The following is a 23,800-nucleotide window of genomic DNA, read 5'->3' on the forward strand; positions in this document are numbered from 1 at the left end:
GTCTTAATCCTCGGATCGGGGCCGCAGGTTCTGCGGGTCAAAGATGGCGTCCTGGTGGACGGTCACGGGAATTTCACGGTTCAGGATCTGCACGGACAGGCCTTCACGCGGCGTGCCCTTGCGCACGAACAGCCAACCCAGAGACTTGCCAACGGTATAGCCGTAGCCGCCGGAAGTGGTCAGACCTACGGGCTGGCCATCCAGCAGCACTGGCTCTCCGCCGTGGATGTCTATCCCGTCCGCGTGAAGTTCCGCGTAGAACAGCTCCCACTCCGGATCGCGGGCCAGCAGGGCGTCCTTGCCCTGAAATTCGCGGCCTTCGGCGGCCACAAAACGTTCCAGCCCCACGTCCAGCGGCCCCACATCGGTGGTCAGCTCGCCAGAGGCCCGGTAGGCCTTTTCCATCCGCATGCCGTTGAAAGCATAAGAGCCCAGGTCGGTCAGATCGTGTTTTTCACCAGCGGCAAACAGCGCGTCGTAGAGTTCGCCCATACGATCCAGCGGCGCGTGCAGCTCCCAGCCAAGTTCGCCCACAAACGAGACCCTTAGAGCGTAGCAGGGGATGCCGGCCACGGTGATCTCCTGCCCGGAAAGCCAAGGGAACGCATTGTTCGTGAGATCGGCCTCCGTCAGCTCCGCCAGGATCCGGCGCGCGGCCGGGCCGGAGAGCGCCAGCATGCCCCAGTCGTACGTGCGATTGATCATCTGCACGTCTTCGCCGTCACGGATGTGCGATTTGATCCAGTCGAAATCCGGGTTGCAGCGGGCAATGGGCGAGCCGGTGAAATAGCGATCCTCAGCCATGCGCCAGATGGTGATCTCCGTCTCGAACCGGCCTTTCTCCGTCAGCAAGTGATTGAGGCTCATCCGACCGTCGCGCACTGGGATCCTGTTGGCCGACAAACGGTCCAGCAGCTTGCCTGCGTCCTTGCCGGTGATCTCAAACTGGGCAAAGGCGCAGAGGTCGATGACACCTGCCGCTTCACGCGTCGCCTTGGCCTCGGCCATGGCGTTGGCGTGCCAGGGCTGGTGGCCCCAGCCGATCTGCTCTACTTCGCCAACCTCGCCGAAATAGCGCGGGCGTTCCCAGCCAGCCACTTCGCCGAACACCGCACCCTTGGCGGCCAGCCGGTCATAAAGCGGGTGGCGGTTCAGCGGCCGCAGGCTCTCGAACTGTTTGCCGGGACACGGAGTATCATGCCGCCGCATGAACTCGTCCTTGGTGCGTTCAACGATGAAATGATCGGTTGAGAAATTGCCATAGCGTCGCGGGTCCATTCCGCGGGTGTTGATCGGGGTTTCGCCATGTACCATCCAGTCGGCCAGCACCTTGCCCGCGCCTCCGCCCCAGGCAAGGCCGATGGAGGAGCCGCAGGACAGCCAGACATTGGGCGCCCCCGACGGCCCCACCAGCATACCGCCATCCGGCGTGTGGGTGATGGCGCCGCGCACCACCCGTTTGATGCCCAGTTCCGCCAGCACCGGCATTTTGTCAAACGCCACCATCAGAAAGTCGCCGATGAAGTCGTAATCCGCCTCAAACAGCTCATTCTCCGCAGCCCAGGGCGCACCCTGCGGCATGGTCCAGACGGTGGGGCAGACATGGCCCTCGTAAATACCGATGAGGCCGGACTTCTGCTCCTGCCGGATATAGCCGCCATAGGCGTTGTCGCGCATGACAGGCAGTTCGGGGCGGTCCATGAACTCGGGCACGGTATCCGTCACAAGATAGTGGTGCAGGCAGGAGACTGAAGGGATTTTCAGACCGAACCATTCGCCGACCTGGTTGGCGTAGGAGCCCGCGGCAATCACCACATGTTCGGCCAGCACATCGCCCTTTTCCGTGCGCAGCAGCCACATATCGCCCTTGCGCGAGGCGCCCAGCACCTGATTTCGGCGTTCTATCTTCGCCCCCCGCGCCCGGGTGGCGGCGGCCAGCGCCATTGTCACTGAAGACGGGTCGATATGGCCGTCCTCAAAGGTCTGCACCGCCGCCTTGACGTCGTCCACCTTGTAGAAGGGGTTCACGCGGGTCACCTCTTCCGGGCCAACCAGCTCCATCGGCAGGTCCAAGAGCTTGCCGACGCCCATGATCGACTTCATCCAGTCGACTTCGTCATCGGTGGTCGCGATCCGGAAACCGCCGACCTCATGCCAGCCGATGCTCTGGCCGGTTTCCTTTTCGACCCTCTTATAAGTCTCGATCGAGGTTTTGTTGATCCAGCCCGCCAAGCGGCTGCCCACTGCATGGGCGATCTGCCCTGCCGCGTGCCAGGTGGAACCGGAGGTCAGCTCCGCCTTCTCAAACAGGATGGTGTCGGTCCAGCCGTTCTCCGCCAACTGGAATTGGGCGGCCACGCCCATGATGCCGCCGCCGATGATGGCGACCTGCGTGCTGCGGGGGATGTCAGTCATGTGCAAACGCCTCTTTGGCGGATTTCAGTGACGCCTTGGCGCCATAGCGGGTGCAGGCGATTTCGACTTCGAAGCCGGGGACAACGGTGTCTTTGGCAAGCTGGTCCAGCGGCGCGTCGACCATCGCCAGCGCGACAGACCGTCCGTATTTGTAGCTCCAGGCCGCCGAGGTGATCTGGCCGACAACTTTGCCATCAAAGTAAACCGGCTCGTCATGGATCGGGAGCGCCTCCGGATCGTCAAACAGGATCGAGACGATGCGGCGCTCCGGGGCGTGATCCTTCAAGGCTTCTTCGCCCACGAAACCGGTGCCGAAAGCGCAGAAAGCACCCAGCCCGGCTTCCTGCGGAGTTGTTCCCGGCGACAGCTCATGGCCAAAGGCCCGGAAACCACTTTCGATCCGCAAGCTACCGCTGGCAAACAGTCCGGCATGGGTGGCACCTGCCGCAACAAGCGCCTCATAGGCGGCCATGGCCATGTCGGCAGGGATGTAGAGCTCATAGCCCTCCTCACCGGTGAAGCTGAGGCGCCCGGCCCAGCCGCGGGCCAGGCCGATCTCCACGGCGCCAAACTGAAAGCGTTTCAGATCCGGCACCGGGCTGTTCCAGGTGGCTTGCAGCACCTCGCGCGCCTTGGCTCCGGCCAGACCGATGATCGCATAACCGCCGGTCACATCGGTGAATTCCACGTGAAACGCGCCTTTGGTCTCGCGCATCCGCTTGAGGTCACGCACAACTTCGCCCGCACCCACGATCATCAGATAAGTGCCTGGCCCGTGCCGCTGCACCGTGATGTCGCTTTCGACGCCACCCTTTTGGTTCAGGATCTGGGTATAGGCGATCCGGCCATCGGGTATGTCCATCTGTGCCGCGCATAGATGGTTGAGGAACGCGCAGGCGTCCGGCCCCTGCACCATGATCTTGCCAAAGGCACTTTGGTCCAGGATCGCGGCGCCGGTGCGGCAGGCCTGCACCTCTTTGCCGACCTGTTCACGCCAGGCCGGCGCGCCGAAGGTCAGCGGCAGATGCGCGTCTTCACCGCCGAAATGCACCGCACGCTCCCAGCCGCCGCGGGACTCAAAGCGTGCGCCTGCGGCCACCAGGCCGGCATGGATGGGTGAGCGGCGCTGGCCCCGTGCGGTCTCCATCGAGCGGCCCGGGAAGGGGTTGTCGTAATGGCGGCCCAGCACCTCGGGAATGCGGGCCTCCAGCGCGCCCAGCACGTTCATTTCCGGGCTGAAGCGGCGGATGTCGGCCTCGTTCAGCTCCATCGTCGGCTCACCGGCGATGATCCATTCCGCCATCGCCTTGCCCGCGCCACCGGCCAGCGCGATGCCAGTGGAGTTCATGCCGCCCATCAGGAACAGCCCCGGCACCTCGGGGCTTTCACCCAGCATGAACTGGCTGTCGAGGGTGAAGCTTTCGGGGCCATTGAGCAGCATCCGCACCTCGGCCTTTTCCAGTGGCGGGATGCGCCGCAGCGCGTTTTCCATCATCGGCATGAAGTGGTCCCAGTCCTCGTCCAGCAGATCAAACGAGAAATCCTTGGGCAGCCGGTCCAGGGGCAACCCCTTGGCGTGCGGTTCAAAACAGCCGACCAGCAGCCCCTCCACATCGTCACGGGCATAGAGGAAGGCGTCCTGATCGTTCAGCGTCGGCAGATGCGCGCCCTTGCCCAGCGCCTGCACCTCCTGCAAGGGTTTGGTCAGGATGTAGAAATGCTCGCAGGCGTACAGCGGCATATGGGCACCCGCCATGGCGGCGACTTCACGGGACCAGAGGCCGCAGGCAATGACCACCTCATCGGCCTCGATCAGATGCTCGCCCACCTCGACGCCGGAGATCCGCCCGCCTTTCTTCTGCAGGCCGGTGACAGCAGTGTCCTCAAAGATCTGCACACCGCGCGCCCTTGCGCCCTTGGACAGTGCCAGCGCAACGTCAGAGGGGTTCACGCGGCCATCGGCAGGCGACCAGACCGCGCCGATCACGTCGTCGGTTTCGATCAGCGGCCACAGCTCCTTGGCACGTTTGGCATCCACCACCTCGGCCTCCAGCCCGAAGGCACGGCCCAAGCTGACCTGGCGTTTGATGTTGGTCAGCCGGTCCTGATTGGTGGCCAGCGTCAGGGAGCCGGTCTGGGTCCAGCCGGTGGCCTGGCCGGTTTCCACTTCTAGCTCGCCATAAAGGTCGATCGAATAGTTGATCAGCTTGGTCAGCGTCGCCGAGGGCCGCAGGCGGCGCACCAGCCCGGCGGCGTGCCAGGTGGTGCCGGAGGTCAGCTTGGAACGTTCCAGCACCACGATATCCTTCCGCCCTTCGCGGGCCAGGTGATAGGCGATGGAACAGCCGATGACGCCGCCGCCGATGATGACGGTGCGGGCGTGGGAGGGGAGGCTCATTGAAGTACTCCGTCACGGATGAGCGCGGAAATGGTGCCGCGGAATTGCTCCACGGCCTCGTCGATCAGGTCAGGCGTATGCGGCAGGCCGGTGACGCAGGAGGTGAAAGACATGAAGTCCACGCCGCGCTCCAGCAGCCCGTCGCGCAGCCCCTTGACAACGGCAGGCGGGGTCTTGCGGATGGCGGCGGCGTCCAGCCCGTCGATTGAGGTACCGCCGAAATAGATATGGCAGGTGGAGCTGTCGCCATAGGCCAGCGCCCGCACCTCCTGTTCGCGGAACACCGCATTGAAACCATCGCGCAGCCGCGCGGCCATCGCGTCAGCGTGGGCCTGCACGTCGCCGGTGGAGAGGATCTCCATCGCCTTGATCGCACCTGCCGCCACCATGGGCGCGGCGTTAAATGTGCCTTTGTGGCTGACCGGCGGCGACAGCCCGTCGCGGGTTTCGCCAGGGCTCAGCAGCTCCATGATCTCTGCCTTGCCGACAACCGCGCCGCCCGGCAGCCCGCCGGTCACGACCTTGGCCAGGGTGGTCAGATCCGGCACCACGCCGTCGCGGGCCTGGCGTCCGCCGGGCGACCAGCGCAGGCCGGTGATCACCTCGTCAAAGATCAGCACATGGCCGCTTTGATCCGCCAGCGCCCGGATGCCCTGCATAAAGCCCTCGGGCAGCGGCACCGAGCCGTAGTTGGCACCCGAAGCCTCGACAAACACCGTGCCGATCTGCGGGTCGCTGTCCAGTGCCGCGGCAATGGCCTCCAAATCCGACGGCGCCACCACAGTCAGGTCGCTGACCGCCTGCGGCACCCCCAGCGAGGGCGCGGTATTGGCGCCGGGCTTGGCGCCTTTGATCAGCATGTCGTGCCAGCCGTGGAAATGCCCGTCGATGCGCAGCACCTTGTCGCGGCCAGAATGCGCACGGCCCAGCCGCAGCGCCAGCATGGTGGACTCAGTGCCCGAACCGGTGAAGCGCACGCGTTCAGCGGAGGGGAACAGGCGGTTCAGCCACTCGGCCCATTCCACCTCCAACGGGTGGCAGTCGCCGGTATAGGGCATCTGCTGCATCTGGGCAGCGACGGCCTCGGCCACCTCGGGATGGGCATGGCCCAGAATCTGGCTGGCGGCGCCCAGCTTGAAATCGATATAGCGCTTACCATCCGCGTCCCATTTCTCGGCCCCATTGGCGCGGGTAAAATAGACCGGATGCGGGGTCTTGTAGCGCAGCTCGTGGCTGACCCCGCCCGGCATAAAAAGGCGTGCGCGTTCAGCAAGGGATTGGCTGGTGTTCATGCCCGCTCCTGGTGGTTCAAGCTGTGGTTCAAAACGATGGATTTGATGGCGCAATAGGCGCTGAGGCCTGCGAGCCCTTTTTCGCGGCCGATGCCGCTTTCCTTGACGCCGCCGAAGGGAAGGGTGTCGCCGCCCTTGAGAAAGCCGTTCACAAACACCTGCCCCGCCTCCGCCTTGCGGGCAAAGCGCATGGCCTGGGTGGTATCGGCGGTATAGATCCCGGCGACGAGGCCAAAGGCCGTGCCGTTTGCCAGCTCCAGCGCCTCTTCAGGCGATTGGCAGGTCTGGGTCACCAGCACCGGGCCAAAGACCTCCTGCCGGGCGATCTCGGCGTCAGCCGGGACTGCCGCGAAAATCGTTGGCGCGAAAAAATTGCCAGCTGACAACTTTTCCGGGAAATTGCGCCGGCCGCCGGTGACGCAGGTCAAACCTTTGGCCTTGGCGCGGTCGACAAACCCTTGCACCCGTTCCAGCTGGCCTGCGGAGATCAGCGGGCCAAGGTCCGGGTCGTCAAGCCCGTGGCCCAAGGTCATGGCTTCGGCCTTGGCGGCGACCTTATCAACCAGCGCATCATGCACGGTAAACTCGCAGATCAGCCGGGCGCCTGCGGCACAGACCTGGCCTGCGTTGAAGAAGATGCCACGCGCCACGTCTTCGGCTGCGGCATCCAGATCGGCATCCGCCAGCACAACAACCGGGGACTTGCCGCCCAACTCCAACGTGGTTCCGGCAACAGGCTTGGAGGCGGACTGCATGATCTTGCGCCCGGTCGCGGTGGAGCCGGTAAAGGTCACATGCGCAACATCCTTGTGGCTGGCCAGCGCTTCCCCGATTTCGCCTGCGCCGGTTACAACATTGAACACCCCGGCAGGCAGACCCGCCTCAGATGCCAGCTCGGCGGTCAAGATGGTTGTGAGCGGCGTCAGCTCCGAGGGTTTGGCAACAACCGAGGCGCCTGCGGCCAGGGCTGGAGCTGCCCCACGTGCAAGTGTTGAGATCGGGTAATTCCACGGCAGTATATGCGCCGTCACCCCCACCGGCTCCAACACCGTAAAGGCGGTTTGCTCCGGACCCAGCGGGATGCTCTCGCCATTCAATTTGTCGCAGGCGCCGGCATAGAAACGGAAGTAATCCGCCGCCCGGCCTACGTCGCGTTTTGCCTGGCTGATGGGTTTGCCTGCATTCAGGCTCTCAACGGCTGCCAGCCTGTCCGCGTGTTTTTCCAGCAGCTCAGCCAGCTGGAGCAGAACCCCGGCCCGGTCTGCCGGAGGTGTATCAGCCCAGCGCGGCAGCGCCGCCTTGGCGCTGGCAACGGCCTGATCTACCTGGCCTGTCGCCGCATCCTGGCATTCGGCAAAGGCACGGCCCAGTGCAGGGTCAATCAGGCTGCGTGCGGCACCCGACCCTGCCTGACCTGCGCCGTCAATCCAGCAATGCGGGATGCGGTCAAGCTGCCGGGGGTAAAGCGGATGATCCAGCATCACGCCCGCCCGATCTGCCGGCGGCTGAGGCAGATGTTGAAACGCGCGCGCAGCTCCAGGTCCTTGCCATCCGCGATATGGCCAGGGAAGTGGCCGGCCAGCAATTCCCGCGCCTTGTCCTTGGCGGCATCGCCGATGGGGCGCGAGCCCTGCTCTTCCCATTCCCGCGGGGTCTGGCGGTCGCCGAAATGCGGGTAGAAATAATCCGACTTCATCCGGCTGAAGGTGTGGCGGTGGCCCAGATAATGCCCCTCGCCGCGGCAAACCTCGGCAATCACCTCTGCACCGATGTTTTCGGCGTTCACCTCCACCCCGCGCAAGGTCCGAAGAATGTTGCCGATCATATCATTGTCGACCACATAGGCCTCCAGCGAAACGCCCAGCAGGCTCGCCTGCATACCGCAGGCCTGGGTAATGAGGTTGGATCCGGCATGGGCGGCCGAGGACACCGCCAGGTTCTTCTCGCTGCCGTATTGCGCATCCAGCGTCTTGGAATCGGTGATGCCGGCAATGGACGTGACCGGCAGGTTGTAGAACCGCCCCATCTGCGCCGCCGCCGCCATCAAGATCGCCTGCTCGCCGCCGCCTGCGCACATGGAGCCGGTACGCAGATCGGCAATCAGCGGCTTGGCACCATAGATCGCGGCCACATCCGGGTCGACCAGCCGGACAAAGACCAGCCCGGCCAGAGTCTCCGCCACCGCCTGCACCAGCGAGCCTGCAATGGTCGCGGGGCTGGTGGCGCCGGCCTGCCCAGCCGAGATCAATTGCACCGGGAAGCCTGCCAGAACCGCGGCCTCCAGCGTGTCCAGCGCCTCCTCGGCAAAGCGCATCGGCGGCACCACGTGGCAGACCATCACCGTCAGAAAGGGGCGCGCACGGAACGCTTCCTCTGACCCGGCGAGCGCGTAGCACATGTCCGCCAGCTGCGGCACATTCTCAGGCTCGGAGACCGACACCGACACGTGCTTGGAGGTGCCCATCAGGCAGGCATAGGCGGTGTTCAGGTCCATATCCGCCACGTTTTCGATGTCGCGGGCGACAACCGAACGGCTGAAATGGTGAATATTCTCCATCGCATCGCAAATGCGCGCGGCATCGTAGAGGTCTTGCAGCGTGCCGTCGCGGTAACGCCCGTCCTCGATGTCGAAAACCCCGGGCGCTCCGCCGCCGGAGCTCATGTGAACCCGCTTGCCGGACAGGTCCAGATCGTGGCGCCGGTCCTGACCGTACAGAACAACGTCGCGGCGGGCTTCCTCGATGGTTTTCAGCACCAGATCGCGCGGGAACAGCAGGCGTTTGTCGTTGGTGTAGCTGCCGCCCGCCGCGCAGACCCTTTCGATCATCGAGGGTGTTGCCTGGCTCAGCCCCAGGGTTTCCAGAAGCGACAGAACCGCCTCGTTGACCTCCGCCTCATCCGCATCGCTCAGCGGCCGGAAACGTCCGCCCTCGATACCGCCCCAGACCGGCGGGTTGTCTTCTGCCGGTGCGCTTTCGGCTTCGATCCGGGCTTCCCTGCCGCGGCGGCGCGATCTTGCAGCCATTGTGTTCCCCTGACGGACTTCCTGTGCGCGAAAGGCTACGCAGGGGCGGGCTGCCGCACAAAAACAAGTTTCTCTTGCTACTGATGAGAAAAACTCATTTAACTTCCGCATGGCCAATCTTCCCTCCCTCCCCGCGCTGCGTGCCTTCGAGGCGGCTGCCCGGCTTGGCAGCTTCCGCGCCGCGGCGGAGGCCATCAATGTATCCCCTACCGCGATCAGCCATCACATCCGCGGGCTGGAAGCCTTTCTGAACATCCAGCTGTTCACCCGCGATGGCCGCCAGGTGCATCTGACCGATGAAGGCGCGCGGCTGGCCGATGGTGCTGCCAAGGCGTTCCGCATCTTGGAGGCGACGGTCAACTCCGTTGCACGCTGGCCGGAGAAGACCACTGTCCGCATCGCCCTTGGCCCCAGTTTCGCCACCCGTTGGCTGCTGCCGCGCTTTGCCGACTTCTGTGCCGAGTTTCCGGATGTGGAGCTGAAGCTGGTGCAGACCCCTTTGCTGGTGTCACCGCAGAATGTGGATGCGGATATCTTCATCACCTGGGGCGACGGCCGCTTTCCCGGAATGATCTCGGAGCCGCTGGTCAGCGTGCTGTCTGCGCCCGTCGCCAGCCCGGCACTGCTGCAGAGGCTGGGGCCGCCGCAGTCGCCTGCGGACCTCGCAAATTATCCTCTGATCCACCAGCGCGACACCCTGGGCTGGAATGCCTGGTTCCTGGAGGCCGGTGTCAGCCTGAACGGTCCTCTGCCGGGGCCGGTCATTGAAGACACCAACGTCGTGCTGCAGGCCGCCGCCGCCGGCCAGGGCATCGTGATGGGGTGGATTCCGCTGATCGACACCGATCTGGAGAGCGGGGTTCTGGTGCAGCTGTTCGATACCGCCGTCAGCGAAAACCGCGCTTACTACCTGGTGCGGCCCGAAACCGGCCCGAATGAGAACATCACCGGCGCCATTTGCGATTGGCTGCTGGCACAGACATCCAGGGCGTCAGCCGCCTGACCTGAGATTTCAGCGCCGTGCCAGAACCGGAAAATGCGCCAGCAGCGAGACCTTGGCTGCCTGAATATGGGTGCGGGTCAGGTCAGCCGCCCGGGCGGCATCGCCGTCTTCACAGGCGGCAAGGATCTCCAGGTGCTCGCGCTCGGCCCGCTCCATGCCGTCGCTCATCACCAGTTGCGCCCGGATATAGCGGTCAATGCGGTCCATCGCGCCGCGGGCCGACTCCCGGAAAAACGTGAGCGCGCTGGCACTGTAGAGCGCGTCATGGAATTCCCGGTTCAAGACCCCCCATTCCAAAGGGTTCTTGCAATCTGCAAAGGCCTCGCAGTTCAATCGGGCCTGCGCGAGCAGTTCCGGTGACATCCGCGGCACCGCATCGCGGATGATTTCCGGCTCCAGCAGGACACGGAACTCAAAGATCTCCGCCGCCTCATCCGCCGACAGACCGGCCACCACCGCGCCCTTGAACCGCTGTGTCTTGACCAGACCGTATTCCTCCAGCCGCGAGATCGCCTCGCGCACCGGAATGCGGCTGGTCTTGAACCGGCGCGCAATCTCCTCCTGCCGGAGCGGCTCGCCCTCCTCCAGGCGGCCGTCGATGATCGCCTGGCGCAGGGCTTCGAACACCGCGGCCGAGGCCGAAGCGGCTTTGGAGGTATCGACCGGATCCAGATTCATAACACAGGTCTCCTTTCAAACAGGTCTATTAAAACCTGGCCGGCCGGAAAAGCAGATTGGATACGAAATGCGGCAAGCAGGCAAACCGGCCACAGGCCCGGCTAGACTTCCAGCGAGACCCACAGCACCTTTGCGTCTTCCGCGCTGACCGACACGCAGCCGTGGCCCATGCCGCTGTCATAATAGACCGAGTCACCCGGTCCCATGCGCAGCGGCCGGTAGTGCTCGGTGTAAAGGATCAGCTCGCCGCTCAAGACAAACATGAACTCCTCGCCGCGGTGGCGGACCCAATTGTCGAACTCGGTCACATCGCGCGCCTTGATGGTGCTGATATAAGGCACCATGCGCTTGCTGGTCAGCTCGCTGCACAGCAGTTCGTGGTCGTAGGTCGCGGTTTCCTTGTGCTCGCCCAGGCCGGTGCGGGTAAAGTCGCGCCGCCCGGTCACGCCGCTTTGCCCCGACTGCACAAACAGCTGCGGCGTTTCCAGTTCCAGCGTCTGCATCAGGCGGCGGATGATCTCGAAACTGGGACGGGTCTGGTTGTTCTCGATCTTCGACAAAGTGGACCTGCCGATGGCCGCAGCGCGGGCCGCTTCCTCCAGCGTCAGGCCCTTTTCCTTGCGGGCGTCGCGAATTATTTTCCCCAGGATTTCCCCGTCCGGAGCCTCCATGGCTTCGGGACCCAGTCCTGTTTCCTCTGAGGGAATTGGTTCCATTTGCGTGAATTCTCCTGTGCTGAAAACAGCTTAGCTTTGATGTATCTGCGGGTCAAAATTTCCATCACAGTACTTTTTGTTTGCAAGAGGGAAAAAGTTTCCTATAGGAGACGCAACGTCGTATACGGCAGCATACGTGCCGGTCCTGGACCGCATTTCGGAGGAGAAACCAAATGAGCGCTTATGATCTGATCGTGATTGGGGCTGGACCGGGCGGTTATGTCGCAGCAATCCGGGCTTCGCAGCTGGGCCTGAAGGTTGCTTGCGTCGAAGGCCGCGGCTCTTTGGGCGGCACCTGCCTCAACGTTGGCTGCATTCCCTCCAAGGCCCTGCTGACCTCTTCGGGCAAATATGCCGAACTCTCCCATCTCTCCTCGCATGGCATTTCGGCCGGGGAGGTCAGCCTGGACCTGGGCGCGCTGATGGCGCGCAAGGACAAGATTGTCAGCGACCTGACCAAAGGCATCGCCTTCCTGTTCAAGAAGAACGGCGTCGACCACATCGAAGGCTGGGCCAGCATTCCGGCGCCCGGCCAGGTGCAGGTGGGCGGTGAAACCTACACTGCAAAGAACATCCTCATCGCCACCGGTTCGGAACCCGCCACCCTCCCCGGCGTGGAGATCGACGAGGTGGATGTACTGAGCAGCACCGGTGCGCTGGCGCTTGAAGCCGCGCCAGAGCATCTGGTGGTGATCGGCGCCGGCGTGATCGGGCTTGAACTTGGTCAGGTCTGGTCACGCCTCGGCTCCAAGGTGACGGTTGTGGAATACCTCGACCGCATCCTGCCCGGTATCGACGGCGAGATTGCCAAGCTGTCCCAGCGCGCACTCAGCAAACGCGGGCTGAAGTTCCAGCTAGGCCGTGCGCTGAAGACCATTGAGAAGGGCGAGAACGGCCTGACCCTGACCCTCGACCGTGTCGGCAAGGACAAGGAAGAGCAGATTGAGGCCGACAAGGTGCTGGTCGCCATCGGCCGCCGCCCGGTGACGAAGGGCCTGGGCCTGGAAGAGCTCGGCGTCTCCATCAACCCTCGCGGCTTTATCGAGGTGGACGAAACCTTCCAAACCTCTGTCCCCGGCATCTTTGCCATCGGCGACTGCGTGCCCGGCCCGATGCTGGCACACAAGGCCGAGGAAGACGGCGTGGCTTGCGTGGAGATCATGGCGGGCGAGCACGGCCATGTGGACTACAACACTGTCCCCGGCGTGGTTTACACCGACCCCGAAGTTGCCTCTGTCGGTTTGACCGAAGAAGCGCTGAAAGAAGCGGGCACCGATTACATCTCTGGCAAGTTTGCGTTCATGGCAAACTCCCGCGCCCGCTCGATTGGCGAAACCGACGGCGCCGTCAAAGTGCTGGCCAGCCCTGAGGGCAAAATCCTCGGCGCCCATATCTGCGGCGCGCATGGCGGTGATTTAATTGCAGAATTGGTGCTTGCGATGACCAAAGGTGCTACTATCGAGGAGGTTGCACGGACCTGTCACGCGCATCCTGCGATGGGGGAGGCGGTGAAAGAAGCCTGCCTTGATGCGCTTGGCCGTGCCATCCACGCCTGATCTGGAGGGAGCCGCCAGATGACGATCCAGCTAAGACCCCGCCACCCGGAAAAGGCCCACAAGGCCGACAGCGCCATCCCGCGCAAACCGCGGTGGATCCGCAAGAAGAAGATCGAAAGCGCGGAGTATTACGAGACCCGCAAGCTGATGCGGGAGCATGATCTGGCGACCGTCTGTGAAGAGGCCGCCTGCCCCAACATCGGCGAATGCTGGTCCAAGCGCCACGCCACCATGATGATCATGGGCGAGGTCTGCACCCGCGGCTGTTCCTTCTGCAACGTGACCACCGGCAGGCCGGACACGCTGGACGCGTTTGAGCCGGGCCGGGTTGCGGCGGCGGTCAAGAAACTGGGCCTGCGCCATGTGGTGATCACCTCCGTGGACCGGGACGACCTGGAGGACGGCGGCGCCGGGCACATCGCCCAGACGATCCGCGCCACCCGCCACCAGAACCCCGGCACCACCATCGAAGTGCTGACCCCGGACTTCCTGGGCAAGGGCGCGGCGGCGGACGCGGTGTTCGAAGCCGCACCGGATGTTTTCAACCACAACCTGGAAACCGTGCCGCGGCTTTACCCGCGTGTGCGCCCCGGCGCGCGCTACTACACCTCTCTGCGGCTGCTGGACGACGCCAAGCGCGCCAACCCGCAGCTGTTCACAAAATCCGGCATCATGGTCGGCCTGGGCGAGACTCTGGACGACGTGCGCCAGGTGATGGATGATCTGCGCGCCGCACAGGTCGATTTCCTGACCGTGGGCCAATACCTGCAGCCCACCCCCAAACATCACCCGATCGACCGTTTCTGGTCGCCGGAAGAATTCGCGCAGCTGGAACAGATCGCCCGCTCGAAGGGCTTCCTGCACGTGTCAGCCACGCCGCTGACCCGTTCATCGTTCCACGCGGATGAAGATTTTGCCGCCCTGAAAGAGGCCCGTCAGATGGCCTTGGCAAAGGGCATTTAACCTTAACGCAAGCGGGAGGAGACCCATGGAAGCGTTAAATTCAATCGTAGGAGCCATCAATGGCGTAGTATGGGGGCCGCTGATGCTGGTCCTCATTCTGGGCGTTGGCTTCTTTCTTCAGGTCGGCTTGAAGTTCATGCCGATCCTGAAGATCGGCACCGGCTTCAGCCTGTTGTTCAAGGGCCGTGAAGGCCAAGGCGATGGCCAGATCAGCCCGTTCAACGCGCTGATGACCTCGCTGTCGGCCACTATCGGTACCGGCAACATCGCGGGTGTGGCGACCGCGGTCTTCCTCGGCGGCCCCGGCGCGCTGTTCTGGATGTGGATGACCGCGCTGGTCGGCATGGCCACCAAATATGCCGAAGCCGTCTGTGCGGTGAAATACCGTGAGAAAGACGAGTTGGGCAACTATGTCGGCGGCCCGATGTACTATATCAAGAACGGCCTGGATGCGAAATGGGCCTGGCTGGGCTTTGCATTTGCGTTGTTCGGCGCAGTTGCGGCCTTTGGCATCGGCAACGGTGTGCAGGCCAACGGTGTGGCGCAGGTTCTGGAATCGAACTTCGGCGTGAACACTTCGGTCACCGGCGTGATCCTGATGGTTCTGACCGCCGCCGTGATCCTGGGCGGCATCACCCGCATCGGTGCGGTTGCCGGTAAGCTGGTTCCGTTCATGGCAATTGCCTACATCATCGCAGGCCTTCTGGTACTGCTGCTGAACCTCGGCAACATCGGCAACGCACTGTCGCTGGTCTTCACCTATGCCTTCACCCCCTCCGCGGCCGAAGGCGGCTTTGCCGGTGCGGCAGTCTGGGCGGCGATCCGCTTTGGTGTGGCACGCGGCGTGTTCTCGAACGAAGCGGGCCTGGGTTCCGCTCCGATCGCCCACGCAGCGGCTGAGACCAAAGGTCCGGTCAACCAGGGCCTGATCGCGATGCTGGGCACCTTCATCGACACCATCATCGTGTGCTCGATCACCGGCCTGGCAATCATCTCCTCCGGTGCATGGACCTCCGGCGAATCCGGCGCGGCGCTGACCTCGCTGGCGTTTGAGACCACCCTGCCCGGCATCGGCGGCTCGCTGATCGCGGTTGCCCTGTCGATCTTTGCCTTCACCACCATCCTGGGCTGGTCCTTCTACGGCGAGAAATGCGTCGAGTTCCTGCTGGGTGTGAAGTCGCTGATCCCCTACCGCGTATTGTGGATCGTAATGATCTACTTTGGCGCCACTGCGGACCTGGGCTTCATCTGGCTGCTGGCGGACACGCTGAACGCTATGATGGCCATTCCGAACCTGATCGCCCTGGCCCTGCTGAGCCCGATCGTCTTCAAACTGACGAAAGAGTTCTTTGCCACCGGCGGCAAATCGGAAGAAGCTGGCACCGCAGCTGAATAACCATCGACGGGGGGCCGTCACGGCCCCCCGCTCCTGACACAGAATTCCACATCTCGAGGAGACCGCTGATGGCTACCAAAATCCTGCTTCCGATCGACCACACCGATCAGAACTCCTGGAAGAAAGCGCTGCCCGTTGCGCTGGAACAGGCCAAGTTCTACGGCGCCGAACTGCATGCTGTTTCGGTCATTCCCGAGATCGTCCAGCTGCCCAATCTGCCCGCGGGCTACGGCTCCGGCGCCAAGGCGCATGTCAAAGGCGCGGTCGAGGCGATCCTGGCCCAGAACGGTGCCGCAGATGTGCCGGTGCAGATCGCCGAAGGCAGCGTATACCGCGAAATCCTGAAACTTGCCCATAAAGACGGCTATGATCTGATCATCATGGCCTCTGCCGAAGGCGAGTTCCCGAACTATGAAATCGGCCCGAACCTGGCCCGCGTCGTGCGCAATGCGCATTGCTCGGTCACGGTTGTCCGCGGCTGAACCCGCAAATTATCAGAAGGGACATCCGTCATGACCGACGCACCCAAACGCACCCCGCTTTACGACCTGCACGTCGAACTTGGCGGCAAGATGGTCGACTTCGCCGGCTGGGAAATGCCGGTCCAGTATCCCATGGGCATCATGGGCGAGCACAAGCAGTGCCGCGAGAAGGCAGCGCTGTTTGATGTCTCCCACATGGGCCAGGTGATTCTGCGCGGCGATAACGTGGGCGAGAAGCTGGAAACGCTCTGCCCGCAGGCCTATGCCACCCTGAAAGAGGGCAAGGCGCGCTATGGCTTCTTCACCAACGAAGACGGCGGCATCATGGACGACCTGATCGTTTCCAATGCAGGCGACCACTACTTTGTGGTGGTGAACGCCGCCCTGCGCCACCAGGACATCCCGCACATGCAGGCCAACCTGGACGGCGTCGAAGTGACCGAAATCTTCGACCGCGCGCTGGTCGCCGTGCAGGGCCCCAAAGCCGAAGACGTGGTGGGCGAACTGTGCCCCGCCGCCCGTGAGCTGAAGTTCATGGAAACCACCTTGGCAGACATCGGCGGTGTCGAGTGCCGCATCTCGCGCCTCGGCTACACCGGCGAAGACGGCTATGAGATCTCAATCCCGGAAGCGGACGCCATCCGCGTGTCCAAACTGTTCCTGGCCCATGAGGACTGCGAGCCCGCAGGCCTGGGTGCCCGCGACAGCCTGCGCCTGGAAGCCGGCCTCTGCCTCTATGGCAACGACATTGACCAGTCGACCTCGCCGATCGAGGCGTCGCTGGCCTGGGCAATCCAAAAACGCCGCAAGGAAGAAGGCGGCTTCCCCGGTGCTGCCCGCGTCCAGAAGGAACTGACTGAGGGCGCCGCCAAAAAACTGGTCGGCATCAAGCCCGAAGGCCGCGCCCCCGCCCGCCAGGGTGTGGAAATCCAATGCGCGGAAGGCAATACTATCGGTGCCATCACATCCGGCAGCTTCGGCCCCACCGTCGGCGGCCCCGTTGCAATGGGTTATGTCTCGGCAGGCCACGGCGAGCCAGGCGAGAAAGTGAACCTCATCATCCGCGGCAAGGCGCAGCCGGCTGAAATCGTTGCCCTGCCCTTCGTCACCCAGAACTACAAACGCTAAGACATCATCAGGAGAGTCAAAATGGCCACCTATTACTCCGAAGACCACGAGTGGATCACCGTTGAAGGCGACACCGCCACCCTGGGCATCACCCAGCACGCTGCCGACCAGCTGGGCGAAGTAGTCTTCGTCGAGCAGCGCGAAGCCGGCGACGAGTTCGAAAAAGGCGGCGAGATCGGCGTCATCGAGTCGGTGAAAGCAGCCTCCGAGATTTACGCGCCGCTGGACGGCGAAGTGATCGAAGCCAACGAAGCCCTGGCCGACAACCCCGGCGCCCTGAACGAAAGCCCGGAAGGCGACGCCTGGATCTACAAGATCAAGATCGCAGACGCCTCCCAGCTGGACGATCTGATGGACCTGGACGGCTACAAGGCCCTGATCGGCTAAGTCTCCTGCGGATCCGCCGCACTCCGCCCGGATCCGCTCTTCATCTGGCTAAAAATATCCCCGCCGGAGGCTCCCGCACTTCCGGCCGGGCGTGACCTTCAAACAGGAGCGCTTGTAAATGGCCTTCAAACTTACCGATTACGAAGCCTATGACTTCGCCAACCGGCGCCACATCGGCCCGTCTCCGCAGGAGATGGCCGACATGCTGCAGGTGATCGGCTTCAAAACCCTGGACGAGCTGATCGACGCCACCGTGCCGCCCGCCATCCGCCAGAAAGAGGCGCTGGACTGGGGCCCGGCAATGACCGAGCGCGACGCGCTTTTCCACATGAAAGAAGTGGCATCCAAGAACAAGGTGCTGACCTCGCTGATCGGCCAGGGCTATTACGGCACCACTACCCCGGCACCAATTCTGCGCAACATCCTGGAAAACCCAGCCTGGTACACCGCCTATACCCCCTACCAGCCGGAAATCTCCCAGGGCCGTCTAGAAGCGCTTCTGAACTTCCAGACTATGGTCAGCGACCTCACCGGCCTGGACATTGCCAACGCATCGCTGCTGGACGAAGCCACCGCTGCCGCTGAAGCCATGGCAATGGCGCACCGCGGCTCGCGCTCCAAGGCGAACAACGCGGCCTTCTTCGTCGACAAGAACTGCCACCCGCAGACCGTCGCCGTGATCCAGACCCGCGCCGAGCCCCTGGGCATCGACGTTGTGGTTGCTGATCCCGATGATCTGGACCCGGGCGCGGTCTTTGGCGCGATCTTCCAGTACCCCGGCACCTACGGCCATGTGCGCGATTTCACATCGGAAATCGAAGCCATCCACGAGCACAAGGGCATCGCCGTTGTCGCCGCCGACATCCTGGCGCTGGCGCTGCTGAAGTCGCCCGGCGAGATGGGCGCGGACATCGCCATCGGCTCCACCCAGCGTTTCGGCGTTCCGATGGGCTATGGCGGCCCGCACGCTGCCTACATGGCAACCACCGACAAGCTGAAGCGTGCCATGCCCGGCCGTATCATCGGTGTGTCCGTCGATGCGCGCGGCAACAAGGCCTACCGCCTGGCGCTGCAGACCCGCGAGCAGCACATCCGCCGCGAAAAGGCCAACTCCAACGTCTGTACCGCACAGGCGCTGCTGGCTGTCATCGCGTCGATGTATGCGGTCTACCACGGCCCCGACGGCATCAAGGCGATTGCCCAGTCGGTGCACCGCAAGACCTCGCGCCTGGCCGCAGGCCTGGAAGAGCACGGCTTCAAGGTACAGCCGGAAGTCTTCTTCGACACCATCACAGTCGAAGTCGGCCCGCTGCAGAAGACCGTCATGGAAGCGGCGGTTGCCCGCGGCGTGAACCTGCGCAAAATCGGCGAAGCCCATGTCGGCATCTCGCTGGACGAGCAGACCCGCCCGGAAACCATCGAAGCCGTCTGGGGTGCTTTCGGCATCACCAAGAAAGACGACAGCGTTGCCAACCGCGCCTATCGCCTGCCGGACTATGCGCTGCGTGAAAGCGAGTATCTGACCCACCCGATCTTCCACAAGAACCGGGCCGAGGCTGAGATCACCCGCTACATGCGCCGCCTGGCTGACCGCGACCTGGCATTGGACCGTGCAATGATCCCGCTGGGGTCCTGCACCATGAAGCTGAACGCGACCATCGAGATGATCCCGGTCACGTGGCCGGAATTCGGCAACCTGCACCCCTTCTGCCCGGAAGACCAGGCGCAGGGCTACCACCAGATGATCGACGATCTGAACGACAAACTGTGCCAGATCACCGGTTACGATGCGATTTCCCAGCAACCGAACTCCGGTGCGCAGGGTGAATACGCAGGCCTGCTGACGATCCGCAACTACCACGCGTCGCGCGGCGAAGCGCACCGCAACATCTGCCTGATCCCGACCTCCGCGCACGGCACCAACCCGGCGTCGGCACAGATGGTGGGCTACAAGGTGGTTCCGGTGAAATCGGACGACAGCGGCAACATCGACGTCGCCGACTTCCGCGCTAAGGCAGAAGAGCACTCTGCCAACCTCGCGGCCTGCATGATCACCTACCCGTCGACCCACGGCGTGTTTGAGGAAACCGTGCAGGAGGTCTGCCAGATCACCCATGATCACGGCGGCCAGGTCTATATCGATGGCGCTAACATGAATGCCATGGTGGGCCTCGCGCAGCCGGGCAAGATTGGCGGCGACGTTTCGCACCTGAACCTGCACAAGACCTTCTGCATTCCGCATGGCGGCGGCGGCCCCGGCATGGGTCCGATCGGCGTCAAGGCGCATCTGGAAGAGCATCTTCCGGGCCACCCGGAATACGGCACTGCTGTTGGTCCGGTTTCGGCGGCTCCGTTCGGCTCGCCCTCGATCCTGCCGGTCAGCTGGGCCTACTGCCTGCTGATGGGCGGCGCGGGCCTGACCCAGGCGACCAAGGTGGCAATTCTGAACGCCAACTACATCGCCGCGCGCCTCAAGGACGGCTACAAGATCCTCTACACCTCGGAGACCGGCCGGGTTGCGCATGAGTGCATCCTGGACACCCGTCCGCTGGACGAAGAAGGCCATGTCACTGTTGACGACATCGCCAAGCGTCTGGTTGACTCTGGCTTCCACGCCCCGACCATGTCCTGGCCGGTAGCGGGCACGCTGATGGTGGAACCGACCGAGTCCGAGCCGAAGGACGAGCTGGACCGTTTCTGCGATGCCATGCTGTCAATCCGTCAGGAGGCGCAGGATATCATCGACGGCAAGATCGATCCCGAGAACAACCCGCTCAAGCACGCGCCGCACACGGTGCGCGACCTGGTCGGCGAATGGGACCGTCCCTACAGCCGCGAACAGGCCTGTTTCCCGCCGGGCAATCTGGGTGTCGACAAATACTGGCCGGCCGTGAACCGGGTGGATAACGCCTATGGCGACCGTCACCTGATCTGCACCTGCCCGCCGATGTCGGACTACGAAGAAGACTAAGCCTGAGTTTCAGGCCTCCTGCCCCGCCGGCGCGTCCGGCGGGGCATCCCGCAGCGCCCCCGCGCAGCTGCCCCCGCATGACCCGCTCAGAGGAGAGAATGATGTCCCGCCTCGACCCGCTGACCGTGCCAGCTTCACAGCACCCCGCTGACAGCGCGGCACAGGCCCGCTTCCACGATGTCGAAGTCATTCTGCCGCAGACGGATTCTCCGGCCGCTGCGCAGATGATCTGCGAAGTGTTCCGCGCCGCTAACGAACTGTTCCCCGACAGCGGCTACCGCACCGCCGTACGCAATCTCGCGTCGCAAATGCGTGCAGCCCCCGCTGGCTGGAAGCCGCAAACGGTCATTTTCCTTGGCGGTATTTCCAGCCGCTGGCCGCTGAATTCCGGCGAGAAAGCCAGCCTGCAGCGGATCTGCCGACAGGCGCAGCGCTGCCTGTTTGCCGGCAGCGCCATTTTCTTGCTGCCGGAAACCGGACTCAACGCCACCGCTGAAATTGCGGTGCATTCAAATTTTGCCGCCGCTGCGGAAGAAGAACAGCTGGCCTGCGCCGCCGCCGGCACGCTCACCACCTCCTCTGGCCGGATCAGCACAGCGATCAGCAGCTTTGCCGCCCTGCGCCTGCTGGCCGGGTTCCTGCGCGCCGACCGCGGCCCCTTCATTGCGGATGCGGTTTGCGACTATCTGGGCCTCGCTTTCGGCCCCGCGTCCGAACAATCGAAGGTCTCCCTGCAGCTGCGCCAGACCGCCGGCGGCGACGCGCTGGTGGTCAAGATCCTTGATCTGATGCAGCAGAACCTGGAAGAGCCGTTGCTGATCCGCGATATTGCCCAGCAGGCCGGTGTCTCCCCCCGCAAGCTGGAGCGCCGCTTTCAGCAGAAAGCCCGCACCAGCCCGCTGACCGCCTACCGCAAGCTGCGGATTGAAAAGGCCCGCCAGCTCCTGCTGCACACCACACTGCCCCTGGCGGAGATCGTCGCCGCCACCGGCTTCGGCTCCCGCAGCAATCTGACCGAATGGTTCAAGCGCGAATACAAGACCAGCCCGCAGGCTTTTCGCAAACAGTATTACGCTGACCGGAACCCCGCCGGCTCATTTGCCTGACGCTTGCCCAGCTGCCCCAATTGAAAAAGGCGGCCGTTGGGCCGCCTTTTGTGTTTTCAGCTTGGGTGTCAGTTGCCTGAGCCGTCCTCGCCGTCGCCCGACAAGGCACCCGGGTCGAAGACGTTGCCGAAGCCCGAGCTGTTGCCCTGGCCGCTGCCTTGGGGCTGCTGCTCCGTCGCTTCCCCGCCCTCTTCGCCTGAGAGGTTGCCCGGGTTGAAGACGCCGCCGAAGCCGGAGTTGTTGCCCGAAGGCTGGGTGGCCTCCGGCGCGGTTCCGCCCTGCTGCTCCTGCTGCTGCTGGCGGCGCAGCTCGCGCTGGCGGCGCAGCTCCTGGATGCGCTCCTCGGTCTCCAGGCGCTTTTGCTCCTGCACGTCGGCGATACATTGCTGCGGGCTGTAGACCGAGGCGGTGCCGACCACCGCCACCGTGGCGCAGGCGACAACCACCAGGCCCACCGCCGCCGCGTTGGAGCTGAGGAAACCGGGCAGCCGCAGCTTGCCGCTCTCCAGCTCTTCCACCGTGGCCTTCTTGCGCGCCGCTGCAACCAGCTCCTTTCGGCGGATCGAGGCCTCGTTGAACAGCGCCGCAATCACCGTCAGCACCACGATGATAAAGGCCAGGGCCGAGATCGCGGGGGTGATGCCATAGCGCACCTTCTGCGCCAGCTCGATGGTCAGCGTCGGGTATTCGCCAAAGGTGAAGGTGGTGGTGTTGTAGTTCTCGAACGACGCCAGGAAGGCCAGCACCGCAGCGGAGGCGATCGCAGGCCGCATGAACGGCAGCAGCACCTTGCGGAAGGCCTGGGCATGGGTGGCGCCCAGGTCCAGCGCGGCCTCGGTCAGGGCGATGTCATAGCGCTGCAGACGCGCCACCAGCACCAGCATGCAGTAGCTGGCAATGAAGGTCGACTGGCCGATGATGGTCAGGAACAGACCGTTCGACAGCCAGCTGTCCGCCCCCAAGCCCAGCAGCCGGTTGATCCGGTCCCAGAACACCAGGGTCGAGATCCCCAGCACCACGCCGGGAATGAGGATCGGCGCGATGATGATGGTGTAATAGGTGGCGCGCAGCTTGGGCCAGATCTGGGTCAGCATCAAGGCGCCCGCGAGGCCCATCGCCACCGACAAGACCACCGTGCCCGCGCCGACCAGGATCGAGTTCCAGATGCCATTGAGGATCCGCTCGTCCTGGAACAGGGCCGAGAACCACTCGAACGTCAGGCACTCCCAGGGGGTCATCCGCGGGAACGACGGCGAGTTGAAGGCGGTCGCCGACATGATCACCAAAGGGCCCAGCAGATAGGCAAAGAACACGCCCAGATAGACCCAGAGGCTGAGGCGCATGAAAGTGAGGTTCTTCATTTGCCGATATCCCCCATGTTGACCTTGAACAGGCGCATCACCGCCAGAACAAGCAGGATACAGGTGACCAGCAGCACCACCGCATAAGCCGCGCCCTGCGGCCAGTCGGAGTTGTCATTGAACTGCTGATAGATCAGCTGGGTGAACCACAGGGAGGACGGCCCGCCCAGGATCTGCGGCGCCGCCAGCGCGCCTGCCGACAGCATGAACACCATGGTGCAGCCCGAGGAGATCCCCGGCTTGGCGTAGGGAATGACCACCCGGCGGTGGATCATCGGCCAGCTGGCGCCCATGTCGCGCGCCGCCTCGATCTGGTTGCGGTCCAGGCTCTCGATCACATTGTAGATCGGGAAGATCATCAGCAGGATGTAGGCGTACCCCAGCCCCGCATAAAGCGCGATGTCATTGCGGATGAAGTCGAAGGGCGTGTCGAAGATCCCCAGGCCGACAAACATGTTATTGAGGACCCCGGTCTCACCGAAGATGATCCGCAGCGCAAACGCCCGCAGGATCTCGTTGATCCAGTAGGGGATGATCAGCATCAGCGCGAAGATGCGGATGTGATTGCCCTTGGTCTGGGCCAGGTAATAGGCGATCGGATAGCACAGGATCAGGTTGAAGATGGTGACGCAGACGGCTGCCACCAGGGTGCGGAAGAACACCTTGAGGTCGACCGCGTTATAGTCCTGGCTGCCGCCTTCCGGCCCGTAGATCAGGTATTTGTAATTCTCCAGCGTGTAGACGTCCTTGGGCCCGCCGATCTCCGGCGGCGGCAGGTTGGGACGGAACGAGAAGTCGAGCATCGACAGCTGCGGCAGGATGATGAGGCCGATGGTCCAAAAGAGGACCAGCCCCAGCATCAGGCTGCCCATGCCGGTGCCGTTGCGTTTGAAAAACTCCCTCAGGAAGCTTGGCATGGCTTG

General features: G+C 63.6%; 18 protein-coding genes. 9 read left to right on the top strand and 9 right to left on the bottom strand.

Features of this window, described 5'->3' with window-relative positions; translation table 11 throughout:
- Nucleotides 1–3 precede the first annotated feature (3 nt).
- Genes ACXAEK_RS21410 through ACXAEK_RS21430 form a run of 5 tightly spaced genes read right to left on the bottom strand, consistent with a single transcriptional unit; the run spans nt 4 to nt 9,130 of the window.
- Nucleotides 4–2,415 carry a GcvT family protein gene (locus ACXAEK_RS21410; RefSeq protein ID WP_475045013.1) on the bottom strand — a complete coding sequence of 804 codons (2,412 nt, stop codon included), beginning with the start codon at nt 2,413–2,415 and terminating at the stop codon, nt 4–6.
- Nucleotides 2,408–4,813, bottom strand: a complete 2,406-nt coding sequence (locus ACXAEK_RS21415; protein WP_475045015.1) for a GcvT family protein — start codon at nt 4,811–4,813, stop codon at nt 2,408–2,410. Before ACXAEK_RS21415 ends, ACXAEK_RS21410 begins: the two co-directional genes overlap by 8 nt.
- A complete protein-coding gene (locus ACXAEK_RS21420) occupies nt 4,810–6,105 on the bottom strand; it encodes an aspartate aminotransferase family protein (RefSeq protein ID WP_475045017.1) in 1,296 nt (431 codons plus the stop codon). The genes ACXAEK_RS21415 and ACXAEK_RS21420 overlap by 4 nt, the downstream gene beginning before the upstream one ends.
- Nucleotides 6,102–7,586: an aldehyde dehydrogenase family protein gene (locus ACXAEK_RS21425; protein WP_475045019.1), complete on the bottom strand. Its 1,485-nt coding sequence runs from the start codon at nt 7,584–7,586 to the stop codon at nt 6,102–6,104. The genes ACXAEK_RS21420 and ACXAEK_RS21425 overlap by 4 nt, the downstream gene beginning before the upstream one ends.
- Entirely contained in the window at nt 7,586–9,130 is a 1,545-nt protein-coding gene (locus ACXAEK_RS21430) for a trimethylamine methyltransferase family protein (protein WP_475045020.1), read from the bottom strand. Before ACXAEK_RS21430 ends, ACXAEK_RS21425 begins: the two co-directional genes overlap by 1 nt.
- Nucleotides 9,131–9,239: 109 nt before the next feature.
- Between ACXAEK_RS21430 and ACXAEK_RS21435 the strand changes: the two genes are divergently transcribed.
- Nucleotides 9,240–10,133 carry a LysR substrate-binding domain-containing protein gene (locus ACXAEK_RS21435; RefSeq protein WP_475045022.1) on the top strand — a complete coding sequence of 298 codons (894 nt, stop codon included), beginning with the start codon at nt 9,240–9,242 and terminating at the stop codon, nt 10,131–10,133.
- A gap of 9 nt (nt 10,134–10,142) precedes the next feature.
- Here the strand turns inward: ACXAEK_RS21435 and ACXAEK_RS21440 are convergent, their stop codons facing one another.
- Together ACXAEK_RS21440 and ACXAEK_RS21445 are read right to left on the bottom strand one after the other, a co-directional pair.
- On the bottom strand, nt 10,143–10,811 hold the full coding sequence (locus tag ACXAEK_RS21440; RefSeq protein WP_475045024.1) for a GntR family transcriptional regulator: 669 nt from the start codon (nt 10,809–10,811) through the stop codon (nt 10,143–10,145).
- Nucleotides 10,812–10,912: 101 nt separating this feature from the next.
- Entirely contained in the window at nt 10,913–11,527 is a 615-nt protein-coding gene (locus tag ACXAEK_RS21445; RefSeq protein WP_475045026.1) for a helix-turn-helix domain-containing protein, read from the bottom strand.
- A gap of 173 nt (nt 11,528–11,700) precedes the next feature.
- On the opposite strand from ACXAEK_RS21445, the gene lpdA reads away from it, so the two are divergent.
- The 8 genes from lpdA (at nt 11,701) to ACXAEK_RS21485 (ending at nt 21,516) form a co-directional block, all read left to right on the top strand.
- On the top strand, nt 11,701–13,083 hold the full coding sequence (gene lpdA, locus ACXAEK_RS21450) for a dihydrolipoyl dehydrogenase (protein WP_475045028.1): 1,383 nt from the start codon (nt 11,701–11,703) through the stop codon (nt 13,081–13,083).
- An 18-nt stretch (nt 13,084–13,101) separates the two neighbouring features.
- Complete coding sequence (gene lipA, locus ACXAEK_RS21455; protein WP_475045029.1) at nt 13,102–14,046, top strand: lipoyl synthase; 945 nt, start codon at nt 13,102–13,104, stop codon at nt 14,044–14,046.
- 25 nt (nt 14,047–14,071) lie between these two features.
- Nucleotides 14,072–15,442, top strand: coding sequence for an alanine/glycine:cation symporter family protein (locus ACXAEK_RS21460; protein WP_475045031.1), 1,371 nt, complete (start codon nt 14,072–14,074; stop codon nt 15,440–15,442).
- A gap of 68 nt (nt 15,443–15,510) precedes the next feature.
- Entirely contained in the window at nt 15,511–15,924 is a 414-nt protein-coding gene (locus ACXAEK_RS21465) for a universal stress protein (protein ID WP_475045032.1), read from the top strand.
- Between the two features lie 30 nt (nt 15,925–15,954).
- Nucleotides 15,955–17,052, top strand: a complete 1,098-nt coding sequence (gene gcvT / locus ACXAEK_RS21470; RefSeq protein WP_475045034.1) for a glycine cleavage system aminomethyltransferase GcvT — start codon at nt 15,955–15,957, stop codon at nt 17,050–17,052.
- 21 nt (nt 17,053–17,073) lie between these two features.
- A complete protein-coding gene (gene gcvH, locus ACXAEK_RS21475; protein WP_475045035.1) occupies nt 17,074–17,439 on the top strand; it encodes a glycine cleavage system protein GcvH in 366 nt (121 codons plus the stop codon).
- Nucleotides 17,440–17,557: 118 nt separating this feature from the next.
- Nucleotides 17,558–20,410, top strand: coding sequence for an aminomethyl-transferring glycine dehydrogenase (gene gcvP / locus ACXAEK_RS21480; protein ID WP_475045037.1), 2,853 nt, complete (start codon nt 17,558–17,560; stop codon nt 20,408–20,410).
- Nucleotides 20,411–20,511: 101 nt separating this feature from the next.
- Nucleotides 20,512–21,516, top strand: coding sequence for a helix-turn-helix domain-containing protein (locus tag ACXAEK_RS21485; protein WP_475045039.1), 1,005 nt, complete (start codon nt 20,512–20,514; stop codon nt 21,514–21,516).
- Nucleotides 21,517–21,584: 68 nt separating this feature from the next.
- On the opposite strand, the gene ACXAEK_RS21490 is transcribed toward ACXAEK_RS21485, so the two are convergent.
- Both ACXAEK_RS21490 and ACXAEK_RS21495 read right to left on the bottom strand, forming a co-directional pair.
- Nucleotides 21,585–22,877, bottom strand: a complete 1,293-nt coding sequence (locus tag ACXAEK_RS21490) for an ABC transporter permease (RefSeq protein WP_475039278.1) — start codon at nt 22,875–22,877, stop codon at nt 21,585–21,587.
- Entirely contained in the window at nt 22,874–23,794 is a 921-nt protein-coding gene (locus ACXAEK_RS21495; protein ID WP_475039279.1) for an ABC transporter permease, read from the bottom strand. Before ACXAEK_RS21495 ends, ACXAEK_RS21490 begins: the two co-directional genes overlap by 4 nt.
- Between the last annotated feature and the right edge of the window lie 6 nt (nt 23,795–23,800).

It is taken from the genome of Leisingera sp. ABM4_101, assembly GCF_056158725.1.

Bases quoted from the DNA above. Each gene is read 5' to 3' on its own strand.
- ACXAEK_RS21410 (WP_475045013.1), bottom strand. From the start codon at position 2,415: ATGACTGACATCCCCCGCAGCACGCAGGTCGCCATCATCGGCGGCGGC.
- ACXAEK_RS21415 (WP_475045015.1), bottom strand. From the start codon at position 4,813: ATGAGCCTCCCCTCCCACGCCCGCACCGTCATCATCGGCGGCGGCGTC.
- ACXAEK_RS21420 (WP_475045017.1), bottom strand. From the start codon at position 6,105: ATGAACACCAGCCAATCCCTTGCTGAACGCGCACGCCTTTTTATGCCG.
- ACXAEK_RS21425 (WP_475045019.1), bottom strand. From the start codon at position 7,586: ATGCTGGATCATCCGCTTTACCCCCGGCAGCTTGACCGCATCCCGCAT.
- ACXAEK_RS21430 (WP_475045020.1), bottom strand. From the start codon at position 9,130: ATGGCTGCAAGATCGCGCCGCCGCGGCAGGGAAGCCCGGATCGAAGCC.
- ACXAEK_RS21435 (WP_475045022.1), top strand. From the start codon at position 9,240: ATGGCCAATCTTCCCTCCCTCCCCGCGCTGCGTGCCTTCGAGGCGGCT.
- ACXAEK_RS21440 (WP_475045024.1), bottom strand. From the start codon at position 10,811: ATGAATCTGGATCCGGTCGATACCTCCAAAGCCGCTTCGGCCTCGGCC.
- ACXAEK_RS21445 (WP_475045026.1), bottom strand. From the start codon at position 11,527: ATGGAACCAATTCCCTCAGAGGAAACAGGACTGGGTCCCGAAGCCATG.
- lpdA (WP_475045028.1), top strand. From the start codon at position 11,701: ATGAGCGCTTATGATCTGATCGTGATTGGGGCTGGACCGGGCGGTTAT.
- lipA (WP_475045029.1), top strand. From the start codon at position 13,102: ATGACGATCCAGCTAAGACCCCGCCACCCGGAAAAGGCCCACAAGGCC.
- ACXAEK_RS21460 (WP_475045031.1), top strand. From the start codon at position 14,072: ATGGAAGCGTTAAATTCAATCGTAGGAGCCATCAATGGCGTAGTATGG.
- ACXAEK_RS21465 (WP_475045032.1), top strand. From the start codon at position 15,511: ATGGCTACCAAAATCCTGCTTCCGATCGACCACACCGATCAGAACTCC.
- gcvT (WP_475045034.1), top strand. From the start codon at position 15,955: ATGACCGACGCACCCAAACGCACCCCGCTTTACGACCTGCACGTCGAA.
- gcvH (WP_475045035.1), top strand. From the start codon at position 17,074: ATGGCCACCTATTACTCCGAAGACCACGAGTGGATCACCGTTGAAGGC.
- gcvP (WP_475045037.1), top strand. From the start codon at position 17,558: ATGGCCTTCAAACTTACCGATTACGAAGCCTATGACTTCGCCAACCGG.
- ACXAEK_RS21485 (WP_475045039.1), top strand. From the start codon at position 20,512: ATGTCCCGCCTCGACCCGCTGACCGTGCCAGCTTCACAGCACCCCGCT.
- ACXAEK_RS21490 (WP_475039278.1), bottom strand. From the start codon at position 22,877: ATGAAGAACCTCACTTTCATGCGCCTCAGCCTCTGGGTCTATCTGGGC.
- ACXAEK_RS21495 (WP_475039279.1), bottom strand. From the start codon at position 23,794: ATGCCAAGCTTCCTGAGGGAGTTTTTCAAACGCAACGGCACCGGCATG.